Origin of the sequence: Frigoriflavimonas asaccharolytica, assembly GCF_013294015.1 — a bacterium.
In the GTDB taxonomy this organism is placed as follows: domain Bacteria; phylum Bacteroidota; class Bacteroidia; order Flavobacteriales; family Weeksellaceae; genus Frigoriflavimonas; species Frigoriflavimonas asaccharolytica.
On record NZ_JABSNO010000002.1, the window covers coordinates 153,849 to 178,459 of the forward strand.

Annotated in this window: 27 protein-coding genes; 11 read left to right on the forward strand and 16 right to left on the reverse strand. The window is 31.6% G+C overall.

The window, feature by feature from the left end:
• Positions 1-28 precede the first annotated feature (28 nt).
• The 3 genes from HNQ03_RS02040 to murI all read left to right on the forward strand — a co-directional run bounded on the left by HNQ03_RS02040 (position 29) and on the right by murI (position 3,083).
• On the forward strand, positions 29-979 hold the full coding sequence (locus HNQ03_RS02040) for a PorP/SprF family type IX secretion system membrane protein (protein WP_173777982.1): 951 nt from the start codon (positions 29-31) through the stop codon (positions 977-979).
• 48 nt (positions 980-1,027) lie between these two features.
• Entirely contained in the window at positions 1,028-2,152 is a 1,125-nt protein-coding gene (gene hemW, locus HNQ03_RS02045) for a radical SAM family heme chaperone HemW (RefSeq protein WP_173777983.1), read from the forward strand.
• 100 nt (positions 2,153-2,252) lie between these two features.
• Positions 2,253-3,083 carry a glutamate racemase gene (murI, locus tag HNQ03_RS02050; protein WP_173777984.1) on the forward strand — a complete coding sequence of 277 codons (831 nt, stop codon included), beginning with the start codon at positions 2,253-2,255 and terminating at the stop codon, positions 3,081-3,083.
• An 8-nt stretch (positions 3,084-3,091) separates the two neighbouring features.
• On the opposite strand, the gene HNQ03_RS02055 is transcribed toward murI, so the two are convergent.
• From HNQ03_RS02055 to HNQ03_RS02085, 7 genes are read right to left on the reverse strand one after another with little or no spacing between them, the layout of a single operon-like run.
• Entirely contained in the window at positions 3,092-4,468 is a 1,377-nt protein-coding gene (locus HNQ03_RS02055) for a serine hydrolase domain-containing protein (protein WP_173777985.1), read from the reverse strand.
• Positions 4,469-4,486: 18 nt separating this feature from the next.
• Entirely contained in the window at positions 4,487-5,068 is a 582-nt protein-coding gene (gene rsmD / locus HNQ03_RS02060; RefSeq protein WP_173777986.1) for a 16S rRNA (guanine(966)-N(2))-methyltransferase RsmD, read from the reverse strand.
• Positions 5,069-5,112: 44 nt separating this feature from the next.
• On the reverse strand, positions 5,113-5,829 hold the full coding sequence (locus tag HNQ03_RS02065; protein ID WP_173777987.1) for a DUF3822 family protein: 717 nt from the start codon (positions 5,827-5,829) through the stop codon (positions 5,113-5,115).
• A gap of 49 nt (positions 5,830-5,878) precedes the next feature.
• Entirely contained in the window at positions 5,879-6,373 is a 495-nt protein-coding gene (locus tag HNQ03_RS02070; protein WP_173777988.1) for a Smr/MutS family protein, read from the reverse strand.
• Positions 6,374-6,382: 9 nt separating this feature from the next.
• Positions 6,383-6,874, reverse strand: a complete 492-nt coding sequence (locus HNQ03_RS02075) for a metallophosphoesterase family protein (protein ID WP_173777989.1) — start codon at positions 6,872-6,874, stop codon at positions 6,383-6,385.
• A gap of 27 nt (positions 6,875-6,901) precedes the next feature.
• A complete protein-coding gene (locus HNQ03_RS02080) occupies positions 6,902-7,534 on the reverse strand; it encodes a hypothetical protein (RefSeq protein ID WP_173777990.1) in 633 nt (210 codons plus the stop codon).
• Positions 7,535-7,555: 21 nt separating this feature from the next.
• Positions 7,556-9,184 (reverse strand): acyl-CoA carboxylase subunit beta, encoded by a 1,629-nt coding sequence (locus HNQ03_RS02085; RefSeq protein ID WP_173777991.1) that lies wholly within the window; start codon positions 9,182-9,184, stop codon positions 7,556-7,558.
• Between the two features lie 517 nt (positions 9,185-9,701).
• Here HNQ03_RS02085 and HNQ03_RS02090 point away from each other — a divergent pair.
• Both HNQ03_RS02090 and HNQ03_RS02095 read left to right on the forward strand, forming a co-directional pair.
• A complete protein-coding gene (locus tag HNQ03_RS02090) occupies positions 9,702-10,595 on the forward strand; it encodes a DMT family transporter (RefSeq protein WP_173777992.1) in 894 nt (297 codons plus the stop codon).
• Positions 10,592-11,671, forward strand: coding sequence for a putative type IX sorting system protein PorV2 (locus HNQ03_RS02095; RefSeq protein ID WP_173777993.1), 1,080 nt, complete (start codon positions 10,592-10,594; stop codon positions 11,669-11,671). Before HNQ03_RS02090 ends, HNQ03_RS02095 begins: the two co-directional genes overlap by 4 nt.
• Before the next feature lie 6 nt (positions 11,672-11,677).
• Here HNQ03_RS02095 and HNQ03_RS02100 read toward each other — a convergent pair whose 3' ends face one another.
• Both HNQ03_RS02100 and HNQ03_RS02105 read right to left on the reverse strand, forming a co-directional pair.
• Positions 11,678-11,863, reverse strand: coding sequence for a hypothetical protein (locus HNQ03_RS02100; RefSeq protein ID WP_173777994.1), 186 nt, complete (start codon positions 11,861-11,863; stop codon positions 11,678-11,680).
• A 30-nt stretch (positions 11,864-11,893) separates the two neighbouring features.
• The gene (locus tag HNQ03_RS02105; RefSeq protein ID WP_173777995.1) at positions 11,894-12,028 is read right to left on the reverse strand and encodes a helix-turn-helix domain-containing protein; all 135 of its coding nucleotides are present in this window, start codon (positions 12,026-12,028) and stop codon (positions 11,894-11,896) included.
• Between the two features lie 169 nt (positions 12,029-12,197).
• Between HNQ03_RS02105 and HNQ03_RS02110 the strand changes: the two genes are divergently transcribed.
• Complete coding sequence (locus HNQ03_RS02110) at positions 12,198-12,812, forward strand: hypothetical protein (RefSeq protein WP_173777996.1); 615 nt, start codon at positions 12,198-12,200, stop codon at positions 12,810-12,812.
• 509 nt (positions 12,813-13,321) lie between these two features.
• On the opposite strand, the gene uvrC is transcribed toward HNQ03_RS02110, so the two are convergent.
• From uvrC to HNQ03_RS02130, 4 genes are all read right to left on the reverse strand, one after another.
• Positions 13,322-15,118 carry an excinuclease ABC subunit UvrC gene (uvrC, locus tag HNQ03_RS02115; RefSeq protein ID WP_173777997.1) on the reverse strand — a complete coding sequence of 599 codons (1,797 nt, stop codon included), beginning with the start codon at positions 15,116-15,118 and terminating at the stop codon, positions 13,322-13,324.
• 108 nt (positions 15,119-15,226) lie between these two features.
• Positions 15,227-15,598 (reverse strand): helix-turn-helix domain-containing protein, encoded by a 372-nt coding sequence (locus HNQ03_RS02120; protein WP_173777998.1) that lies wholly within the window; start codon positions 15,596-15,598, stop codon positions 15,227-15,229.
• A 10-nt stretch (positions 15,599-15,608) separates the two neighbouring features.
• Positions 15,609-15,905 carry a type II toxin-antitoxin system HigB family toxin gene (locus HNQ03_RS02125; RefSeq protein ID WP_173777999.1) on the reverse strand — a complete coding sequence of 99 codons (297 nt, stop codon included), beginning with the start codon at positions 15,903-15,905 and terminating at the stop codon, positions 15,609-15,611.
• 136 nt (positions 15,906-16,041) lie between these two features.
• The gene (locus tag HNQ03_RS02130; protein ID WP_173778000.1) at positions 16,042-16,359 is read right to left on the reverse strand and encodes a hypothetical protein; all 318 of its coding nucleotides are present in this window, start codon (positions 16,357-16,359) and stop codon (positions 16,042-16,044) included.
• Positions 16,360-16,710: 351 nt separating this feature from the next.
• On the opposite strand from HNQ03_RS02130, the gene hutH reads away from it, so the two are divergent.
• On the forward strand, positions 16,711-18,201 hold the full coding sequence (gene hutH, locus HNQ03_RS02135; protein ID WP_173778001.1) for a histidine ammonia-lyase: 1,491 nt from the start codon (positions 16,711-16,713) through the stop codon (positions 18,199-18,201).
• A gap of 107 nt (positions 18,202-18,308) precedes the next feature.
• On the opposite strand, the gene HNQ03_RS02140 is transcribed toward hutH, so the two are convergent.
• A complete protein-coding gene (locus HNQ03_RS02140) occupies positions 18,309-18,635 on the reverse strand; it encodes a potassium channel family protein (RefSeq protein ID WP_173778002.1) in 327 nt (108 codons plus the stop codon).
• 192 nt (positions 18,636-18,827) lie between these two features.
• On the opposite strand from HNQ03_RS02140, the gene HNQ03_RS02145 reads away from it, so the two are divergent.
• Positions 18,828-20,966, forward strand: coding sequence for a S9 family peptidase (locus HNQ03_RS02145; RefSeq protein WP_173778003.1), 2,139 nt, complete (start codon positions 18,828-18,830; stop codon positions 20,964-20,966).
• Between the two features lie 133 nt (positions 20,967-21,099).
• Entirely contained in the window at positions 21,100-21,753 is a 654-nt protein-coding gene (locus HNQ03_RS02150; protein WP_173778004.1) for a DUF4919 domain-containing protein, read from the forward strand.
• A gap of 6 nt (positions 21,754-21,759) precedes the next feature.
• On the opposite strand, the gene HNQ03_RS02155 is transcribed toward HNQ03_RS02150, so the two are convergent.
• Positions 21,760-22,068: a hypothetical protein gene (locus HNQ03_RS02155; RefSeq protein WP_173778005.1), complete on the reverse strand. Its 309-nt coding sequence runs from the start codon at positions 22,066-22,068 to the stop codon at positions 21,760-21,762.
• Between the two features lie 119 nt (positions 22,069-22,187).
• Positions 22,188-22,925: a DUF6261 family protein gene (locus HNQ03_RS02160; protein ID WP_173778006.1), complete on the reverse strand. Its 738-nt coding sequence runs from the start codon at positions 22,923-22,925 to the stop codon at positions 22,188-22,190.
• A 613-nt stretch (positions 22,926-23,538) separates the two neighbouring features.
• On the opposite strand from HNQ03_RS02160, the gene HNQ03_RS02165 reads away from it, so the two are divergent.
• Positions 23,539-23,982 carry a hypothetical protein gene (locus HNQ03_RS02165; protein ID WP_173778007.1) on the forward strand — a complete coding sequence of 148 codons (444 nt, stop codon included), beginning with the start codon at positions 23,539-23,541 and terminating at the stop codon, positions 23,980-23,982.
• On the forward strand, positions 23,979-24,554 hold the full coding sequence (locus HNQ03_RS02170) for a hypothetical protein (protein ID WP_173778008.1): 576 nt from the start codon (positions 23,979-23,981) through the stop codon (positions 24,552-24,554). The genes HNQ03_RS02165 and HNQ03_RS02170 overlap by 4 nt, the downstream gene beginning before the upstream one ends.
• Positions 24,555-24,611: the final 57 nt, after the last annotated feature.

Below are 24,611 nucleotides of genomic sequence, written 5' to 3' on the forward strand. Positions count from 1 at the left end.
ATTTGTTGAACGGAAATTAATATTTGCTATGAGAAAACTTTATGCTATCATTTGTCTGGTTATACTGGCAGGATCATATAATGCACAAGAAACATTACCATATTATCAACAATATTTGCTAGATGGGGATTTTCTCTTCAATCCAGCTCAATATGGTAGTACAGATCAAGTGCACGTGAACGCCAACTATCAAAAACAATTTTCAAAATTTAGCGAATCCCCAAACGTACAGTCTGTTGGAGTTCACGCAAATATTTTTGATAGAGTAGGAGCAAGTATTTCTGTATTCAGAGATCAAAATGGTCCTATCAATGCTGGTGGTATTACTGCAGGTGCATCCTACTTTATTCCATTAAGTGATGAAGGAGAAAGACAAGATCAATTCTCTTTCGGTACTAGTGTTACTGCATACAACGCTAATTTTGATTACACTAAATTAAACACAGATAATTCTAATGATCCTTTATTGCAAGGTTCTGATAGCAGCATATTTTTATTATATGCAAACTTTGGTTTAGCTGCAAAATATAAAGGGATTTTTGGTGGAGCTTCTATTAACGATATCGCTCTTAATAATGACCAATCTATTGTAAATAACGTAGAACCATCACCAATAAAAATATTCTTGAATTTAGGTTATGATTATTACATTACGGAAGGATTTTATGTAACACCTTCAGCTTTAATTAATTTGAATACCAACTCTACAAGAATGACAGATTATAATTTGATGGCAACTGTAAAAAGCGATTTCAATTCGTTTTCTGCAGGAGCGAGTTTCAGATCTGTACAAAATAGATTTGATAATCAGCAATTGAGTATTTCTCCAGTTGTAAAAGTAAAATTGAACAATTTGATGATTGGGGCTACTTATAATCTTGGTTTATCAGATATTCAAACTTATGGTGGAAACAGTTTCATGCTAGGTTTAGGATATAATTTTGATAACTTTATCAATGCTAGAGGTTTTAGATATTAAAATTTTCATTATTAAAATATATAAGCTCCGTTCTTCGGAGCTTTTTTTATGATATACATTCACATTCCCTTTTGCAAACAAAAATGCAGTTATTGCAATTTTCATTTTTCTACATCTACTTCCAAAGTAGATGAAATGGTAAATGCTATAAAAAAAGAAATTTATCTGCGTAAAGATGAATTGCAGAACAAAAGTCTGGCCTCTTTATATTTCGGAGGCGGAACTCCAAGTATTTTAAAAGTAGATCATTTAAAATCTATTATTGATGAGGTTTCAAAATATTTTGAATTTCAAAATGATATAGAAATTACACTGGAAGCCAATCCCGATGATTTGAATAAAAAATTTTTGCAAGAACTTTCTTCTACAGAATTCAATAGACTATCAATTGGTACACAAAGTTTTTTTGAAGAAGATTTGAAGTTGATGAATAGAGCTCACACATCCAATGAAGCGCTAGATTCCATAAAACGGAGTCAAGATTTCGGATTCGAAAATTTGAGTGTAGATTTAATTTATGGTTCGCCGAGTTCTAGCTTTTTAAATTGGCAGCAAAATTTAAAGACCATAATAGATTTGCAAGTTCCCCACGTTTCCAGTTATGCATTGACGGTTGAACCAAAAACTGCGATGGAAAATTGGGTAAAAACTGGAAAAATGGAAGCTCCAAAAGACGATTTTCAAAATGAAGCATATTTCTACATGACAGAATTTTTGAAAGAAAATAATTTCCAGCACTACGAAATTTCTAATTTTGGAAAAGAAAGTTTTCAATCTCGTCACAATACTGCTTATTGGCAAAGTAGAGAATATTTAGGCATTGGTCCATCTGCACATTCTTATGATGGAAATTTAAAAAGAAGCTGGAATATTGCTAATAATTCAATTTATTTGGATAAAATTTCTGCAAACACAATTCCCTCTGAAGTAGAAATTCTATCAGAAAAAGAGCAATTAAATGAAATGTTGATGATAGGCTTGCGCACAAGTTGGGGAGTTTCTTTAGCAGAATTAAAAAATCGCTTCTCGTTGGATTTGATAGAAAAAATAACATCAGAAATTGAATTCAAAATAGAGGAAGGAATATTATTGATAGAAAATGATTACTTGAAAATCCCGGAAAAACATTGGTTTTTAGCAGATGGAATTGTCTCAGATTTATTTTTAATCTAGAATTTTGCTTTTAAATTTTTTGCCATCTATTTTTGCACTTTGTATTAAATTCAATATTAATTAGTAAAAAATACCTTATTTTTGTTTTAAATTTTATTTCTTGAAAAGTAAAAAAATCGACTACAGTCATTTATCAAGCAACCAACCCATTGGAATTTTTGATTCTGGAGTGGGCGGACTAACGGTGGCAAAAGAGATAAAACGAGTTTTGCCAAATGAAAACCTAATTTATTTCGGAGATACAAAACATTTGCCTTACGGCGAAAAATCTAAAGAGGCCATCATCGGTTATTGTATCAAAATCACTCAATTTTTGTTGGATAAGAACTGCAAAGCAATCGTTATTGCTTGCAATTCTGCCACTGCAAATGCCTTGAAAGAAGTTTTAGAATTGGTAGATGCAAAAATTCCAGTTATTGATGTCATCAATCCTGTTGCTGAAAAAGTAGCTTTTGAATTGCACAATAATATTGGCGTAATTGCCACAAAAGCAACGGTAAATTCTGCATTATACAGAAAATCTATACGCAAGCACAATAAATTTATTCAAGTTGACGAACTCGCAACTCCACTTTTAGTTCCTGCAATAGAGGAAGGTTTGAAAAATCATGCGATTACAAATTCTATTATTTATCATTATTTGAGCAATAAAAAATTGAAGAATATAGAAACTTTAATTTTAGGCTGCACACATTATCCTTTGTTGATAGATGAGATTAAGCATTTCTATGGCAATAGAGTGCGAGTGATAGATTCTCCCAATATTGTAGCCGCAGAATTGAAAATGGTTTTGGAGAATAATCATTTATTAAACGAAAAAAATACAGCGCCAACATACGATTTTTACCTATCCGACATCACCAAAAATTTCGAAAAAATTTCGAAAAAATTCTTTGGTAGAAGTATTCAGTTGGAATTGAAAGTGCTATAGATTCTCAGTTATTCTTTAGTAAATTTTATTTTACTGTTTTCCTGTGTAAATATAAAAGATTTAGTGGTCGGAATAAATTCGATCGTTATGTTTGCGGGAATAAATTTGAAAGTATTATTTTCATAAGCGTCCAACGGAAATTCCTCTTGTCCAGTTGCTTTTGCAAACAAAATAAAATCTTTTTTTGTTAGGGTTATTTTTAATGGAAAATCGGGTGTAGAATAAATACCCAAAAATTTATCCAAATCTTCAGACTTTAATTCAATTTTCTTTTTAGATATAATTGCTTCATTGTACAAAATTTTCCTCACTTCTGCTGCTGGTATTACTGTAGATGGTATAGAATTATTTTGTAAAAGTATAATTGTTTTATCGTTAGATATTTCTCTTTCTATAAATGTAGAATATCCTGCCCAACCACCAGAATGATAGGCAATTTTTCCATATTTTTTGGAGTCTGCCAAAATCCAACCAAAACCGTAATTATTGTCTTTTCCATCTAAAGTTTGTGAATTGCAAAAAATTAGATTTTTATCATCGTCATTTACTAAAATATTATTTTGTAATGCTCTGTCCCATTTTAGTAAATCTTCTAAAGTAGAATTTACCATTCCATCTCCAACAATACCATCCAAATAATAAGTATAATAATCTTTTCCAAAACTATCGGTTGTAACTTTATTTCCTAAACTATCAATTACATAACCAGTTGCATGATTTTTAATTTTTTCTGGTTGAAATCTACTTCTGTACACAAAAGTATTTTCCATTTTTAATGGCTTAAATATATAGTTTTTTAAAAATTCACCGAAAGATTTTTTAGAAACTCTCTCAATAATTAGTCCTAAAATAGCATATCCAGTATTGCTGTATTCATATTTTTCATTTGGTTTAAAATCTGGTGTAGGTTTATATTTTGCGAATTGCGTTGCAATATCTTCATTTGTTGCAAATTTTGTTTTGTCCCATTTTTGGTCAAATATCTCAATGTAATCTGGTAAACCTCCAGTGTGATTTAACAAATTTTTTATGGTAATTTCCCCATACGAAGCTAATTCTGGAATATATTTTGAAATATTGTCGGTATATTCCAAATCCCCTTTTTTCTCTAATAATACAATTCCCATGGCAGTGAATTGTTTAGAAACTGAAGCAAGTTCAAACTTTGTTTGAAGATTTAATTTTATTTTATTTTCTTCATTAGCAAAACCATAACTTTTCTCGAAAATAATAACACCCTTTTCAGCAATTAAAACATTTCCATTAAAAGCATTTTCACTTTGCAAAGCGGCAAAAAGGCTATCTAACCGTTGGGTTTTGGAATTTTGAGCTAAGGAAAAATTCACAATAAAAAATAATAACGAAACGGTGAATAATTTTCCCATAAAATCAATTTTAAATTTTTATTCTTCTTTTAGTGTAGCATCAACGTCAGGAAACTGGAAAAAACTAAAAGTTATATTCCCATACTTACGATCTTCAATTAAAAATTCGTTTTCTAATTTTAAACGTGTTTGATGTTCCAGAATTAACACACCACCAGGTTTTAAATAATTATTTTTCTGGATTGTATTTAATATTTCTGTGTATTTTTTCTCATCCGTTTCCAGAAATGGTGGATCTGCAAAAATAACGTCATATTGCTTTTTACTTCTATTTTTTTTCAACCAATCATAAGCATCTGCTCTTTGTATGTTGATATCCAAAGACATTTCCATCTCTGCCGCAGTTTTGTGGATGAATGTGGTATGCTTTGCTTCCATTTCTACAACGGTAATATCTTTGCAACCGCGAGAAGCAAACTCAAAACTAATTGATGCAATACCAGCAAAAAGATCTAAAACAGAAATAAATTCCAGATCATATCTATTTTCTATGATGCTAAAAAGTGCTTCTTTAGCAAAATCTGTAGTTGGTCTCACGTCAAAATTTTTGGGTGCAGCTATTTTTTTACCTTTCCATTTTCCGGAGATTATTCTGTACATATTTTGAAATTATTATGGTTGTTAATTTAGAATTATATGAAGGTTTAAGATAAAATAAAATTTTGTTGATGAATATTATCAAAAACAATATCTAGATTATTTACAAATTTTTTCAATTCAGAAATGAAGGTTTCGTTTTCGGTAGTTTCGCCATACACGAAAAATTTTGTTTCCTTTAGGCCAAAATTTATTTTGCTAAGCGTAAACATTACAAAATAAAGAAAATCTACTTCAGAGTTGATGTCTAGATTATTATACAAGACTAATTTATTCGCATCTAAAGCTAAAAATTCACATTGATGATGGTATAAATTGATGTGAATTTCCTTATGATTTTTTACATTTATTTTTTGTAAAAAATTCTCTCCAGAGAAGTTAAAATTTGTAGGTAAATTTAATGATTTTATTTTGTTGTAATATTCATTCGGAAAGGAATAATAGAACTGTACTTCAAATTTTTTATTGATAGATAGCATTAATCCCTCATTTTCCTTATCTACATCTGCATTAAAAGCGATTAAATCCAAACCATTTTCATGATTGGTGAAGGAGTCTTTTTGCAAAGAAAAGTGGTTGAGTGCGGAAATTACTTGTATCTGTTGAAAATCTTCTTTCGATAAAATTTCATCTAATTTTGTAGAAATAAAATCTGCGTGAGAATTTTCATCAGGGAAATAGAAAATTTCCTTTTGCACTGTTTTTCCTTTGCAAATTTGGTATTGCAAACCATCTTTCGTGAATAGTAAATTGAGTTTCTGCATAATGATGTGCAAATTTAAAGAAATAAAACGACTATATTTTAATTGAATTTTATCTAAAAGTAACCATCACACTGCCAGAACTTTGATGGAAAATATTTTCATCTTCGTATTCCAAATTGGTGTAACCTTTCAACAAATCAAAAACCATTGCTTGCAAAGTACCATCGCCAATGCCGTGGATGATATTTAATTTTTTTATAGGATTTTTTTTACAATAATCCAGCATTTCCAAAAGAGCTTCTTTCTGTATTTGCAACCTTGCTTGTGGTGAATAAGCGGTTGGATTTTTCACCAATAGATGAAAATGAAGATCTAAAATTTTAATAATACTATTGTTTTTCTTAGACTTAATTTTAGATGTTTCCGGTTTTTTTTCTATGTGAATTTTAGAATAAAAGTCTTGATCTCGCAGCACTATTTCATTCAAACTCAAGGTTTCTTTAAATCCAAACTCATCTAGAACATCAACAGAATTAATTGCAAGACCTATGATTTTTCCGGTTTTGTTTTCATTTAAATAAGATATGGAATCTCCAATTTTCATTTTAAAAAATTATTTTGCGCCAAAATCTACTACTTCCAAATTTTCTATTTTTTCACCGTCTATGGTAAATTTTAGCATTGTTCTGGTTTGATGCCATCCTATTTTTCCTGCAGCTCCAGGATTCATGTGCAATAGATTATTTTTTGCATCATTCATTACTTTAAGAATATGAGAATGCCCAGTAATGAAAATTTTTGGTTGGTGTTCGGCAATTTTCTCTTTTGCTAAAGATGTATACCTATTAGGATATCCACCTATATGAATCATCAAAACAGATACTTCTTCGCATTTAAAAGACAATGTTTCTGGATAGTGTTTTCTTATAAAATCATCATCTATATTACCGTAAACTCCACGCACTTTTGCTATTTTCTCCAGTTTTTCGGCAACGTTTATTCCAAAATCTCCGCAATGCCATACTTCATCAGCATTTTTTGCATATTCTAAAATACGATCGTCTAGGTAAGAATGTGTATCAGAAAGTAAGAGAATCTTTGTCATTTGATTGAAGAGGAGTATTTCTATATTTTAAAAGTATTGCCAATAATTATTTTCATAGCTTCTAGATAATGATTTCAAACAATTATCAGAGATCATCTGCAGCTTTACAGTTCTTATTCCGTCAGTTTTTGTAAAAGGAAATTGCGGAATTTTTTCTTTAGAAACTACTTCTCTTCCATCGAAATAGGTGGCTGTCCAAATATATTTAAATTGCAGATCTTCTCCTATGGGAAAAAATGAAACGATGTTTTCAGAATATTTTACCTCTTTAAAATCACTTATTTTTACGTTGCAATCTACTGTTGGTTCTGGTTCTTTGGTGGTGATTTTTGAATTTTTGATGCTAGTTTTTCCATCGGTAATATCTATATTTTTACTACACTGCATCAAACCTTGCGAGGTCAGAACGGCCAAAGAAATTATCTGTCTACCCGCGGAATTTGCTTTTATTTTCACAGAATTTTGTCGGTTGTCTCCCACAATTGTTGCGTTGGAGCCAACTCCTACCCAAAGATGACAATCTTTGCATTGTGCAATTTCGTTGGCAATAGAGTAGGTTTCTTCAGCTTGATTTTCTATACTAGATTTTCCTGTAATATTACATTGTGCATGGGCAATTGTAAACAGAAAAAATAGAAATAAAAATGATAATTTTTTCATGATTTTTTTTTAAATAATTTTTTAAACTTGAATAATGCCAAGATTAAATTTTTCTGTAATTGGAGAATTATCTGCTGCTTCTATTCCCATAGAAATCCACGTTCTGGTTTCGGTAGGATCTATAATTGCATCTGTCCATAATCTTGCAGCAGCATAAGTTGCTTCCGTCTGTTTTTTATATTTTTTGGTAATGCTATCCAATATTTCTTGTCTTTCTTCTTCAGAGATTTCTTTCCCTTGTTTTTTAAGAGTAGATTCTTGTATTTGTGCCAATACCTTCGCAGCTTGTGCACCTCCCATCACGGCTAAATCTGACCATGGCCAAGCTACAATTAATCTTGGATCATAGGCTTTACCACACATGGCGTAATTTCCTGCGCCGTATGAATTTCCTGTGATGATGGTAAATTTTGGCACTACAGAATTAGAAACTGCATTTACCATTTTTGCGCCATCTTTTATTATACCACCATGTTCGGATTTGGAACCTACCATGAAACCTGTTACATCTTGTAAAAATACCAATGGTATTTTTCTTTGGTTACAATTGGCGATAAATCTTGTTGCTTTGTCTGCAGATTCAGAATAAATAACGCCTCCAAATTGCATTTCACCTTTGCCATTTTTCACCAATGTTCTTTGGTTCGCTACAATTCCTACGGACCAGCCATCTACTCTTGCTGTTGCACATATGATGGTTTTCCCATAATCCTCTTTATATTCTTCAAACTCAGAGTTATCTACAATACATTTTATGATTTCTTTGGTGTCATATTGCTCCGTTCTTTGTGCAGGCATGATTCCAAAAATATTATCAATATTTTCTTTTGGTTCGGCAGATTCTATGCGATCAAAGCCAGCTTTTTCGGTTTTACCGAGAGATTTCATGATGTTTTTTATTCTGTCTAAGGCATCTTTGTCATCTTTTGCTTTGTAATCTGTAACTCCAGATATTTCGCAATGTGTTTTTGCACCTCCAAGAGTTTCATTATCAATACTTTCGCCAATTGCTGCTTTTACCAGATAACTACCAGCAAGGAAAATAGAACCTGTACCATCTACAATCATCGCTTCATCGCTCATTATTGGAAGATAAGCTCCACCAGCAACGCAACTTCCCATTACTGCGGATATTTGCACTATTCCCATGGAACTCATTTTGGCATTATTTCTAAAAATTCTACCGAAATTTTCTTTGTCTGGGAAGATTTCATCTTGCATTGGAAGATAAACTCCTGCAGAATCTACCAAATAAATGATGGGCAATCTATTTTCCATCGCAATTTCTTGTGCTCTCAAATTTTTCTTTCCTGTAATAGGAAACCATGCTCCAGCTTTTACGGTTGCATCATTTGCGACTACAATGCATTGTCTGCCAGAAACATAACCAATAACTACCACTACTCCTGCACTTGGACAGCCACCTTCTTCTTCATACATTTCGAAACCAGCAAAAGCACCAATCTCTACAGACTTAGATCTTTTATCTAATAAATAATCTATTCTCTCTCTCGCAGAAAGTTTTCCTTGTGCATGTAGTTTTGCAATCCTTTTCTCACCACCACCTTTTTTGATGGTGTTTAGTAATTTATTAATCTCAGAAAGTTTGAGTTTATTTTGGTCTTCGCGTTTGTTAAATTCTAAATCCATGAATATTCTAATTAAGCTTGTAAGATAAGATAATTTAAGAAATTATGACAAATAATTTTTATATTAAATACTGAAAATTATTTGTTATATATAAATGCATCCAAATTTGTGGTAGATTTTTTAGACTTTAATTTAAATTGAATAGACTGTAATTGTTTCGAATATTTATTAATGATAAAAAATTTGCAGCCCGATTTGAGTGAAATTCATTTTATTTTCAAAACAGATAAGAAGAATTATTTTGTTGAAGCAGTTCGTTAAGTTTGCCAACGGAACTAATAAAAAAGAATAAAGCGAAGACTTTTATTGAACTTTACGAATGAAATTTTGGCTGTTCAAAAATATACCTATGGAATATTTGACAAAGTTATAAATCTATCAAAAAAAATAATGAAAGGACAATAGACAATATAGAAATGCTGTTTAAGTTATATTTCTAATTTTAAGTACATACAAATGAGCTGCAAAGGATTTTAATTCAATTATTAATGATATTTTTGCAAAAGTTTTAAAAACCATGAAAACACCAGCAATTTTTCGGCTCCATTTGATTGTTTTCCTTTGGGGATTTACGGCTATTTTAGGGAAATTAATATCTGCAGATGCACCAAACATCGTCTTCTATAGAATGTCCTTTGCTGCAATTTTTCTTTATATATTTATAAGATTTATACAAAAAAGAAGTTTGCAAGTACCCAAAGTGCTATTTTTTCAGTTAATAGGAATTGGCGGAATGATGGCAATACATTGGTTTTGTTTTTTTCACGCCATCAAAGTTTCTAATGTTGCTATTGCTTTGTGCTGTTTGGCGACCTCTACTTTATTTGCTTCAATTATGGAACCAATCGTTTTCAAAAGAAAATTAGATGTTTCTGAAGTGGTGATTGGTGTTATCATACTTGCATGTATATCTTTAATTTTCAAAATAGAATTTCAATATAAGGTTGGAATTTTTTATGGGATTTTAGCTGCGCTATTTGGTACATTTTTTTCCGTTTTTAATGGAAAATTGTATGGAAAAACAACATCAGGAAACATTATTTTTTACGAAATTTTTGGTGGATGGGCTTTAGCTGCAATCTTTTTTACCTTATCCGGACAAATATTTGAGGTAACTGAAATAAACTATAGAGATTTAGCGTTAATTACTATATTAGCAGGAGTTTTTACAGCATATCCAATGCTGGAATCTGTAAGTTTGATGAAGTACATTTCGCCGTTTACCTTAATATTAACGGTAAATCTGGAACCTGTGTACGGTATTATTCTAGCTTTTTTTATCTTTGGAGAATCAGAAAAGATGACGCCTATTTTTTATATTGCTTCCATGGTGATGATTGTTGCCATCGTAATCAATGGAATTTTGAAAAATAGGAAAGCAAAAAAGGCTAAAAAATTAATTGAAGAATGAAAAAATTTATACTTTTATTTATATTCCTAAGTGTGGGAACGCAAGCGCAAATCATAAGAAAATATTCCAATGAATTTTTAAATATTGGTGCAGGAGCGAGAGGTCTTGCAATGGGAGGAGCGGTTATTTCTAACCAGAACGATGTCTATTCTCCGATGTGGAATCCTGCAGGATTACTGGGTGTAGAGCGAGATTGGCAAGCCGCAGCAATGCATGCAGAATATTTTGAAAGTATCGCAAAATATGATTATATCGCGTTTGCAAAACCATTGGATAATAATGGTGGTGTGTTTGCGGTTTCCATCGTGAGATTGGGAGTAGATAATATTTTGAATACCACGCAATTGATTGATGGTGAGGGGAATATAGACTATGATAGAATTACACAATTTTCGCAAGCAGATTATGCAGCCTTAGTTTCCTACGCTTTTCATCCAAATGGAAGTCAAAAATTAGATGTTGGTGTAAATGCAAAATTAGTCTACAGAAATGTAGGGAAATTTGCGACCGGTTATGGTTTTGGATTTGATATTGGTGCTATTTACCACGCAGACAATGGCTATAATTACGGCTTTATGTTGCGAGATGCCACAACAACCGTAAACTTCTGGACGATAAATCAGAAAGAACTTTCTGCAATTGTAAATGGTGAAGAATTTAACCCTGCTCCAACGGATAAATTAGAAATTACTTTACCGAAACTAAACGCTGGTGTCAGCAAAAATTTCGAGATCAATCAATCTTTAGAGCTTTTGCCAGAAGTTGGTATTAATGTAGATTTTGCCAAAACTGCAGCTTTAGTTTCTACCGATTTTGCGAGCATCACACCATATGCAGGTGCAGAATTGAAATATAACAAGTTACTTTTCGTAAGGTTAGGAATCAATAGATTTCAAACGGTTACAGATATTGAAGATCTTTCTCGTAATGTTTCCTTTCAGCCAAGTGCAGGTGTTGGAATCCAATATCGTGGTCTAACGTTAGATTATGCCATCACCAATTCTGGAATTGGCGGCAGCAATTTCTTCTCCAATTTCTTTTCTTTGAAACTGGATATGGGGGATTTTAGGAATTGATAGAGGTTAGATTACTTCTTTTAATTTTTGTATTTCTTCTTCAAGATTCATTACTTTTCTTTCTAAAAGTTGAATATAGTTCATTACAAAATCTGGAACGTTGATGTTTATCGTTCCAGAATTAAAACTATTTCCTTTTATATTTTTGTAGATATAAGTTTTGGGAACATCTTCTTCATAGATTTCTTCCACAGGAACTTCTAAAACTTTAGCTAATAAATCTCATTCGGATTTTAATATTGGGTCATAACCACTTTCTTTTCTACTATATTTAGGTTGAGACATTGCAGCTAATGTTGCAAGCTCTTTTTGAGTATAGTTTCTTTTTGTTCTAGTGTCGTGTAGTTTAGTTTTCAAAATTTTAGTTTTATTCATAAATATATTGTTTTATTCATAAATATTTACACTAAAATTTGGATTATATTTGGATAATAAAAATGGCATTTATGATTTTCATCATGTAATTTTGAATCATTAACCAAATAACATTTTTATTATGAAAAACAATTTTATCAGAAAATTAGGAATGACAGCACTAGTAGTATTAACTATGGTAATTTCCTGTTCAAGAGAAGCTAGTAATGATTTAGCTATCAATGATTTTAGTGAAAATACCTCATTTAGTAATTCAGCGAGGATATCAAATCTTTCAAAAGAAGATTTGATATTAAGACTTTCTAAAGATGAAAATTTTATTGAATTAGGAGATGCAATGGAAGCTTTTTTTGTAGAAATGCCAACTAAACAAAATTTTATTGATAACTACAATGATCAACAATTTCAAAGTCAGGGAGCAGAATATTTCTTAAATTTATCAGGTTATACAAATGAAGAAGTTAGTTCATCAGTTTTTACAATTCAAAATTTATCATTAACTTTAAAAAATAATTATCCGGAATTAGAATTGAATGGCGAAAATCAAGAATTTGTATTGGAAGTATTTGAAGGTGCAAATACAATTATTGAAGCGTCAAAACCAAATCTTCCTGGTTGCAGAGCGTGTGTTAGAAAATGGAAACCAAGAATGCAAACTGGTATGTGGTTTGCAACTTTAACTGGACAAGGTTGGGTTGGTATTGTTTGGAACTTTGGTTCGACTGGTTGGTCACTTGTAGATTGTTTAGAAGATAATGGATGTTAAAACTTTAAATTATGAAAACTTTAAATTTAGAAAAATACGTAACTAAAAATCGTTTAAAATACTTTTTTTTAATATTTTCAGTGTTAAGTTTATTATATACTGGATATGTTTTGTTTAGTAATAATTATAATGATAATCCTAGTTATAATTTTATGAATAATCAATTTGGTCAATTTGGTTTTTATTGCATGCTGATATTTTTTATTTTTATTTCTTTAAAAGTTATTTCTAAAGAAAAATTATTTCCTTTTTTTTTAGTTTTACTATTATTAACCAGTTTAATTTTATCATATATATCAGGCATATTTTTATATACAATGCCAATAGTTTTTATTTTATCTATTTTCTTTTTTTATACAAGGAAATATCTATTCTATCATAAACCTATTGTACAGCCATAAAAAAATCTAAATATTGCAAAACAATTTTTGGTGTAAATGTTATTATACACAATAGAAAAAATATGATTAATAAATAAGCCGTTTCATTTATATATGAAACGGCTTTTTTTATTTAATATCATTAAAAAACGCCCAAACAATCTGCCCTTTACTCACACCCAAAATTTCTTCCAATATTTCTTTTGAAGATTCCTTCACACGTTTCACAGATTTTAATTGAGATAAAAGCAACTCAATAGATTTCGGACCAACACCGGGAATGGTTTCCAATTCAGATTGTATGGTGCTGTTTTTCCGTCTGGTTCTATGATGTTTCACGCCAAAACGGTGAGATTCATCCCGAACTCGTTGAATTATTTTTAAAGTTTCAGATTTTTTATCTATATATAAAGGAATAGAATCTTCGGGGAAATAGATTTCTTCTAAACGTTTTGCAATTCCAATAATGGTAATTTTTCCATACAAATCCAATAATTTCAAACTTTTTACCGCAGAAGAAAGTTGACCTTTTCCACCATCAATTACAATCAATTGCGGAAGTGGACTTTCCTCATCCAACATTCTTTTGTAGCGGCGATACACCACTTCTTCCATACTCGCAAAATCATTCGGACCTTCCACCGTTTTAATGTGGAAAATTCTGTAATCTGCTTTGCTCGGTTTGCCATCTTTAAAAACTACACAAGCACCAACAGGATTGGTTCCTTGAAGATTTGAGTTATCAAAACCTTCTATATGTCTTGGTTCTACTGGCATGTGCAAGAATTTTTTCATTTCCTGCATTATTCTAGTTGTATGTCTTTCTGGATCTATTATTTGTACCGCTTTCAGCTTTTCTATGCGGTATTCTTTCGCATTTCTTTCAGATAGTTCTACAATTATTTTCTTATCGCCAATTTTTGGAACCGATAAAATCACATTTGGGATTTCAAAACCCAATTCAAAAGGCAACAAAATTTCATGAGAATCAGAAAGAAATTTCTGACGAATTTCTATCACCGCAGTTTCCAGTATTTCTTCGTCCGTTTCTTCCAAAATTTTCCGAATTTCTGTGGTGTAACTTTGGATAATGTTTCCTTTCCTTATTTTAAAATAATTGACATAAGCCGCAGTTTCATCGCTCGTCATTCCAAAAACGTCTACATCATTAATGGTTTCGCTTACAACCGTATGTTTAGATTGGTATTTGTTCAGCAACAACATTTTATCTTTTACAATCTGTGCATTTTCAAATTCTAAATTTGATGCAAAATTGCTCATTTCCTCTATCAAATATTCTTTTGCTAATCGGAAATCACCTTTTATCACTTCTCGAATTGCGTTTACTTTTTTATCGTAATTTTCCTTCGTTTCCAGACTTTCGCAAGGTCCGTTGCAATTTTTGATGTGAAATTCCAGACAAACTTTGTATTTGTCTTCCGCAATTTTTGAAGGTGCAAGATTTAAATTACAGGTTCGAAGTTTGTAAATGTTTTTTAAAGTTTCCAATAGAAAACGAGCAGGTTTCACTTTTGCGTAAGGACCAAAATATTCAGATCCGTCTTTTATTTTTGTTCTGGTGAGAAAAATTCTAGGAAAAGGTTCATTTTTAATGCAAATCCAAGGGAAAGTTTTATCATCTTTCAACATCATGTTGTAGAAAGGCTGATGTTCTTTAATTAAATTATTTTCTAGCAACAAAGCATCGTATTCACTAGGAACAATGGTAGTTTCCAAACGATGAATCTTCCGAACCATTATTTTGGTGCGATATCCGGGAAGATTTTTATTAAAATAGGAAAGCACCCTATTTTTAAGATTTTTTGCTTTACCTACATACAACAGTTCGTCATTTTTATCGTAATACCGATAAACTCCAGGTTCTGTAGAAAGCGTTTTCAGTTGAAGGTCTAGTTGGTCGTTCACTTTACAAAAATAGGAAAGTATATTTGAATTATAATTAAGAGAAAATTTTAAATGAATTATTTTAGATATAATTTATTTAAAATTTAGATGTGGAATTTTATAATTTTTTTATTCCACAGAAAGTTGATAATTATTAACTAAAATTGAAGCGGAAATTTGAAGTTTTTGCTCCAATTCTCTGATCATTTCTACCGTCAATTTTTTCTTTCTATTTAGAATTTCCGATACTCTACTTTTTCCACCAATAATACCTACCAAATCTTTTTGACGCATATTGAGTTCCTCCATGCGGATTTTTATCGCTTCAATAGGATCTGGTGCTTCAATTGGGTAATATTCGTTCTCGTAATTTTCTATAAGCAGTGAAAGTATTTCTGCTTCATCTCCTTCTTTAGTATCAACTGGTGCATCAAATATTATTTCCAAACGCTCAAGCGCATTTCGATAGTCTTTTTCGGATTTTATAGGTTTTAGGTTCATAATAATATTTTTAGATTGTGTTGGCGTCTATTTTATCATATTCAGCATGAGTGCCAATAAAACGGATAAAAGCCCATTGTTTTTTGTAATTGAACTTAACAATTAGTCGATAAGAATTTCCTTTAATATTAAAAACTACTCGATTGTTTTTTAGAATACTTGCGTTGATGTAAGTTTGCTTCACCTCATTTGGTGAAAACCATTTTGCATTTTTGGCAGTATCATACCAAGTTTTTAGATACTGTTCAGAGTCTCTATGCTTTTCCCAATATTCACGGAGTGTACTCTTTGCAATTATTCGCTTCATTTATTTATTAAAGAACAAAAGTACTAAAAGTTCTCGAATAGTGAACAAATTTAGTTTTTTTATTTTTTGTAAGTTTTAAAAAATATCGGGAGAGTTTGAACAGTGGAAGTATTTTTAATTGATCAATTTACTGTTCTCAATAGTTTTTCGTTACACTTTTTAATTTGTTATTTTCAAATATAAGTGAAATTCTATCAAGCGAAATTGTATCCTTTTTAAAGTCCATGAATTCGTACAATTTGTTGTTTTTAAATTCTTCTTCCATTTGTGTTTTTGTCAAATCGGTATTATTGACGATATTCATTAAGTTATCAAGGTCTTTTTCCGTATCTATATAGCCTACTTTTTGAAAAGAAATTGTAACTGCTTGATCTAATATTGAATAAGTACTATATCCAGTTACCAAAAGCAAAACCGAAAGGCAAACCCAAAATGCAAATTTCCACTTATTCATAATTTATTTTATTTTTTGTTTGAATAGGCAATGACATCTGAAAAAACTTCACAAAACTCTTTCTTGTAAATTGTTATAAATAACTCTGTCAAAGATTTTAACTTTGACAAAGTGGCGGAGAACAAACTTCATTAATATTTTTCACATTTCTATTTTGGAATATACTACAACTCTGCACTACTTTGTCAAAGTTTTAAAGCGTAGAGATATTACTTTGACAAAGTTATTTTTCTTTTTTAAATCAAACTTTGACAAACGAGCTGTGAAAACTTTACTAAAGATATTCACATTGCTAAATTAAAATTTTTTATCAATTTCAAATTCTGTACTTTTAGGCTCTAAATTTTTACTATGCTACACTACGGAATTGACCAATTTACATATCCTCAAATTATCGCAATTATCAACGGCGAAGAAAAAGCAGTTTTAAATGATGTTGCAAGAGCGCAAATAGAAAATTCTTACAACAATGTACAAAAAATTGTAGCGTCAGATCGAACAGTTTATGGTATCAACACTGGTTTTGGTCCTTTATGCGATGTGAAAATTTCTGAATCTGAAACTGCGCAATTGCAATATAATCTCATCATTTCTCATGCTGTTGGCGTAGGAAAATCCATTCATAAAGATCTTTCAAAAATAATGATGATTGCAAAAGTGCACGCATTATCCAAAGGATTTTCGGGAGTTTCTATGGAAATTATCGAAAGATTGATTTTCATGATAGAAAATGACATTGTTCCCTGCATTCCAGAGCAAGGTTCTGTAGGAGCAAGTGGAGATTTGGCACCTTTGGCACACATGGTTTTGCCACTTTTAGGATTGGGAAAAGTTTGGGAAAATGGAGTAGAAGTTACCAGCGAAATAGTTTTAAATAAATTCAATTTGGAACCCGTAAATCTCGGACCAAAAGCAGGTTTAGGCTTGATAAACGGAACGCAATTTATATTAGCGCACACAATTGTTGGTTTAAATAAAATGCAGTATTTGCTAGATTTGGCAGATCTTTCTGCAGCCATGAGTTTGGAAGCTTATCGCGGTTCTGCAAGTCCTTTCAAAAAAGAATTGCATGATTTAAGACCATTTGAAGGCAGCAAAAAAGTTGCAGCAAGAATGGTGAAATTCTTAAAAAATTCTGAAAATCTAAATTCTCACGAGTTTTGCGATCGTGTGCAAGATCCGTATTCCATGAGATGCGTTCCACAAGTGCATGGCGCAAGTAGAAATGCTTTTGAACATTTGAAAAATTTAGCAGAAACAGAACTCAATTCTGTAACGGATAATCCAATTGTTTTGAGTGATGAAGTTTCTATTTCTGGTGGAAATTTCCACGGACAATTGTTAGCAATGCCATTAGATTATGCAACTTTGGCAGCCGCAGAATTAGGAAATATTTCGGATAGAAGAAGTTATTTATTATTAGAAGGAAAATTTGGTTTGCCAAGATTATTAATAGAAAGTTCTGGCTTAAACTCTGGTTTTATGATCCCGCAATATACTTCTGCAGCTTTGGTTTCAGAGAATAAAAGTCTTTGTTTTCCGGCTTCGGCAGATTCTATTCCTACAAGTTTGGGGCAAGAAGATCACGTTTCTATGGGAAGTATTTCTGGTAGAAAATTCAACCAAGTTTTGGGGAATTTAGAGAATATTTTGGCGGTAGAACTGCTTTTTGCAGCGCAAGGTTTAGAATTTAGAAGACCTGCAAAATGTGGAAAATCCGTTGAAGCTGCTTATGATATTATTCGTACGAAAGTAGATAAACTAGAGCAAGATCGATTAATGGGAGATGATATCAATGCGATTGGGGATTTGATAAGAGCTAGAAAATTTGATGTAAATTAATTAAATACAAGAAAAATTTCTAAAGCATTTCTATTGAATAAACTCTCAAAATTTAATATTAAATTATTGATTTTAAGGTGTTTATCGTTAATTTATTGTATGTAATATTAATTATTCTTTTTATCTTCCTCTTTCGCATTCATTCTATTTTCATGAAAGTGCTGAAATAGCACGTTTACAAAAAATAAAATCAATATTACAGAAATTATCATGTAGAAAATATTGAATATTTTGCCATGCATTGTTTGTGGAGAAACATCTGCATTTCCTGTGGTTACCATCACAGAAACGGAGTAGCTTATAGCATCTATCCATTCCCAATCTTCAAAATATTTAAAACAGACACTTCCCAAAATGAGCACTATAAAAGTGGTGTAGATTAAATACCTGTAATTTTTGTCTTTAATGAATGAGAGTAGAACGCTTGCTATCATGTGATGAATTTAAATAAGATTTGCTAATGTACCGTTTTTCAGCTTGACAGGTAAAACCAGACAAAATAATCATTGATGATATAAATTTTAGGTGTATTTTAGAATAGCTGCTTTTTGTTTTAATTCTAAATATTCATCATAAAAAATTATTCTGATTTATTTTGTTTATTTTTACTTCAATAAAATTCAAACATGAAAATTCAAAAGATATTTGTTCTATTATTTTTTATTTCCCAAATTTCCTACGCTCAGAATCAAAAATTTACGATGGCAGAAGCTGTGAATGGTATGAGAAGCAACCTTGCAGTGAAGAATATTTCTGGTTTTGCGTGGTCAGATGATGGGAAATCCTTTTATCAATCTGTAAAAAATGCCTACATTTCTACAGATTTAAAGTCTGGAAAAGTAGATACTTTGATGTCTGTATCCAAATTGAATCAATCTCTTTCTGGGGATTTGAAATTGAAATATCTACCTCCTGTCCAATTTATTAAAAATAATAAAGGGTATTTTGAATCCAATGGAAATTATTATTGGCTAGAAAAATCTGGCAATAGCTATCAATTAAAAAGCAATAGCAAAATAGAAGATGGTGCAGAAAACATAAAAGTATTAAATGATAAAACAATACTTTATACCATCAAAAATAATTTGTACGCCTTAAAAAACGGACAAAAAGTTTCTATAACAAACGATAGCGAAGTTCATATCATAAACGGACAAGCTGCGCACAGAAGTGAATTTGGTATTGTAGATGGTACTTTTCCCTCGCCAGATTATAAAAATGTGGCTTTCTACAGAATGGATGAAACCATGGTTGCAGATTATCCGATTATAGATTGGAGCAGTACACCTGCAAAAAATGTGAACATAAAATATCCAATGGCTGGTCAAAAATCTCATGAGGTAAGCTTGGGAGTCTACAATTTTAAAAATGAAAAAACTACATTTCTAAAGATTCAAGGCGATCCAGAGCAATATCTGACTGCAATTTCTTGGAGTCCAGATTCTAAGTTTATTTTTGTGGGTGTATTAAATAGAGGTCAGAATTATTTGCAACTCAATCAATATAACGCGGAAAACGGAGATTTCGTGAAGACATTATTTGAAGAAAAAGATTCAAAATATGTAGAACCGCAAAATCCGCTCTTGTTTTTTCCAAATTCTTCCACAGATTTTATTTGGCAAAGTCAGAGATCTGGCTACAATCATTTGTTTCATTACAATTTGGAAAAAGGTTTAGTATCACAAATAACGAAAGGAGATTGGTTGGTATCAGAAATTTTAGGATTTAATGAAAAGAAAAAAGATATTTATTTTACTTCTACCAAAGAAACTCCGCTAGAAAGACATTTGTATAGAATCAATTGGAATACGTTCAAAATGGAAAAATTGGATAGCGAAACTGGCGTCCATTCAGGAATTCTGAGTAGTGACGGAAATGAATTGTTAGATGTTTATAGCAATGCAGATACGCCGAGAAAAGTAAACATCATCAATACTTCTACTTTGGCTAGCAAGAATTTATTGTCTGCGCAAAATCCATTATCAAACTACCAAAGACCGGAAATAAAAAATATTACCCTAAAAGCTGAAGATGGAACTCCGCTCTACGGAAAATTAATATTGCCTACAGATTTTGATGCTTCCAAAAAATATCCCGTCATCGTTTATTTATATAATGGTCCGCATTTGCAACTCATCACCAATACTTTTCCAGCTTCTGGCAATCTTTGGTACGAATATATGGCGCAACGTGGTTACATCATTTTCACTATGGATGGAAGAGGTTCTAGCAATAGAGGTTTGAAATTTGAACAAGCTGTACACAGAAATTTGGGCGTAAACGAGATGAACGATCAAATGAAAGGTGTAGAATATTTGAAATCTTTGCCTTATGTAAATTCCGCAAAAATGGGAATTCACGGGTGGAGTTTTGGTGGCTTTATGACGACGAATTTAATGCTCACTTATCCAGATGTTTTCAAAGCAGGAGTTGCAGGTGGACCTGTGATTGATTGGGATATGTATGAAATCATGTACACAGAAAGATACATGGATACACCGCAAGAAAATCCGGAAGGCTACAAAAATGCCAATCTTTTGAATAAAGTTCAGAATTTGAAAGGGAAATTATTGATGATCCACGGTGCGCAAGATAACGTGGTGGTTTGGCAACATTCTATAAAATTCTTGAAAGCTGCTGTTGATAATGGAGTGCAGTTAGATTATTTCGTTTATCCTGGTCACGAGCACAATGTGCGTGGAAAAGATAGGGTGCATTTGATGCAAAAAGTAACAGATTATTTTGATTTATACCTAAAAAATTAAGAGCTTGTTTAAAAATAAATAAAACCACAAAAGGAACCTAAGTTTAAGAACTTTCAAACGAATAATTTAAGCTCATTCTTTTGTTCCTTTTTTGGTCAAAATCTTTTAATTATACAATGTAAACAGCCTCTACATGAAAAAATACCTTATTCTATTTATTGCGATTATCTCTTTTAATGTTTCTTTCGCTCAAGATCCTTTAAATTTAGATAGCATAAAAGCAAACGTTACGGATAAAGCTTCCCCTTTTTTCTATGAAAAGTTGGTCTATCAATTCAATTTTAATCCTGGAACTATCGGCCTAGAAGAAGCAAAACATTTATATTATGGAAAAACCTACGCCAACTACAAAGTTCCTTTTTCTACGCAACAAGAGATTTCTAGAGCAGAACTGAACGATTTGATCAAAGGCAAAAAGTATGATGAAGCTATTTTCGAAGGCGAAAAAATGATTAGAAATTCGCCGGCAGATATAGAAGTTTTGGGTTTGCTGATGTATAGTTTGTTGCAAACCGATAAGAAAGATGAAGATCTTCAATATTTGCGAGGCTACCAATTTCAAAAGTTGATAGAGACCGTAAAGAGAAATAAATCTGGCACAGACAAAAAACCAATTTACACCGTTACTTCCATTCCAGATGAATATGTGATAGCTGGTATTTTAAATTTAGACCTAAAAAATTTCACCAGAAGAACGACCTACAACAAAATCGGTGCTTTGGATATGTGGAAAAATGGCAAGCAAAAAATTATTTTCCAAGTTGTGTATGATGTGGAAGCGCCTTGATTTCCTTCAAAGATAAATTTTCTCATCTCTGCATCGGTTCAAGATAAATCTTTTCAAATTTGAAATAGCTTCTAGATATTGTGGTGCATCGTAGCCAAAACGCTCGTGTTCCATTTGTTCTTTCTCCAGATCTTGGCAACCTTTGATCACTTCTTGCAGCAAATCCTTCATCACCAATTCTTTGTTGTTGGCTTTTTCAAATTTAAATTCTATGATTTCTGTTTCCAATTCTTCGCAATATTCCAGCAATTCTTCTATTTCTGGCTCATCAAGAAGTGTGGGCTTATTTTTAAAAATTTCTCGGGGAGATTTCATGAATTTAATTGTTTTATTGATTCAACAAATTTAATATTTGTAGCGCAATCCAGATTTATTTATTGGCATTTATTTCTAAATCAAATAAAAAAAAACCGCTCAATCTGGCGGTTTTTTTTTTACGGAGCAGGCGGCGGCGGGTTTTTTCCCTTTCTGCGAGAGAGCACCACGCTAGAAAAATACGTACGCCCATTATTAATCACCGCCAAAACATCTGGATAGTACCCAGATTCCTTCACGTTTGCGATGGCAGCTATGTAATTGGCCATTTTTTTGTAATCTGCTGTCATTGCTTTTCTCAAAGCCTTCACGTCATACACTTCCTTTTGAGATGTTTTGTAGGAGCGTTGCGCAAAAAGGTTGTTGAAATTGGTATTGGCTTCGCCCAATCTTGTCACAAATTTTTTGATGTCCAAAGCGTCTGTGCGGTCTATATAATCTTCAGATCCTAGCCGCGTAGTAAGCGTATTCAGCTTGTTGGTCTCCGCTTCTAGCGAGTCATCTTCCGTGCCTTTGTACTCAGAAAGAAGAATGCTGAGCGCATTGTAGGCGGCACTTTCTTCTTCATCTTTTGCATTTCTGTAGGGTTTCAAAGAGTCTCGCAAGCTTTGCAGCGCGGCATCTCGCACAAAATCCAAACGCGCGATCTCTTTAGATTCTTCACTTGCCCGCACTTGGTCTAGCGCGCTGTTGAAGGTTGGGAGGGCACTTTCCAAAGCATTGTAGAGCGATTCAAAATCTGCATCATCCGCAGTTTTCAAATCTGTTTTGCTAAAATCCTCAAAAAAACGGACCATCATCTGCCCAAATTCTGCGTGGTGTAGCCCTGCAATATTAATGGGTGTAAGTTTTTTCATAATAATTTTATTTTTTAATTGTTAAAAATAGATCTCAAAAAACGGAATAATCTTCAGAAAACTTTGGAGAGAAACAGCGGCTGTTTTGTGCCATCCTGTTTAGGTTCTTATAAAACAGCGGCTGTTTTGGTCTATCCTGTTTAGGTTCATGTAAAACAGCGGCTATCTTGCTTTATTCTGTTTAGGTTTTATAAAAACAGCCGCTGTTTTGGTCTATATTGTTTAGGATATGCTAAAACAGCGGCTGTCTTGGGCAAACCACTTTAGGATATCGCAGAATACCGGCTTTATTATGACAACTAACACTTATAAACCAAAAACCCGGCATCTGCTATACCCTTTTTGTTTTATCTTACCCAAATTTAGAAAAAATATTGATAGATTGGTATTAAAATTAATGAAAATTTTGGAAATTTTTAAAGATGTAGGTTGGATTGGGTGTATTTCGTAAACTAAATATTTTAATGGTGTTTTTTTCAGACATTTTTTCTTATTTTAGCGATTAGTTTTTTATAATTAGTAAACTATTTTGAAAAAATAAAAGATATATTATCCATATTTATAAATTGAAAGTACATTTTATTAAAATTAAATTCAAAATAGTAAAGACTTAATGAAAAAAAAATTGTTGTTTGCTCATTTATTTTCGTTATCACTAGGCGTTTTAATTTACTTGCTTTTTCGTTCTGAAAGTTTAAAAATATTTTCTTGGTTAAAAATTATAGGAATAGATTTTACCAATACGGATTTGCGAAAAACAACAATAGTCTTTGCTAAATTTTTACCTGATTGGTTTTTATTTTCACTTCCAGATGGTATATGGATATTTTCTTATGTTTGTTTAATGTTATATATTTGGAAAAGTAATATTTCAGTACAAAGTTTAATTTGGATAACATTAATTCCATTGATTGCTATTTTTTCTGAAATAGCACAAATATTTCATATTGTTAATGGAACTTTTGACATAATTGACTTAATTTTTTACACATTAGGACTCTTTTCACCCTTTATAATTTTTAAAAATAAATATAACCTTAAATTATTAAAACTATGAACCAAAAATTAAAACATGTAGCTTCTGCTTCTGTATTTGCATTCTTTTTATTTATTGCACTTGGAAGTGATGATGATAAAAAAACATCATCAACGGGCTCAAAAACTGAAAATCAAAATGTTGTTTCCGATACGGCATCAACAAGTGAAGCAAGCACTAAATGGCAATTTCAGGAGGATGTTGATAAAATGACTTCTAAAACAGTGAAATATGCTTCAATAGATGCAAATGAAGTTTTAGAATTTGAATTTCCATACAACGGTGGCTCAATACCAAGTCTTACAATTAGAAAGAAAGATGGTGTAAATGATATTTATTTAAAGGTTTCTAAAGGTCAATTTAACAGTTCTTATGATGGTGGTAATCTCAGAATTAAATTTGACGATGAGCAACCAAAAAAATTCTCTTTTAGTGGTGCATCAGATAACAGTATGGACATAGTATTTATAAATTCAACTAAAACAATTATTTCAAAACTTAAAAAAAGTAAAAAAATAATTATTGAAGTAGAATTTTATAATGAAGGTGTTAGACAAATGGAATTTGATGTATCAGGTTTTACATGGGAATAGGTCCAACCCGCTGTGCAAAATCTCCCGACTTTACGTTTCCAATTAAACAATACCACC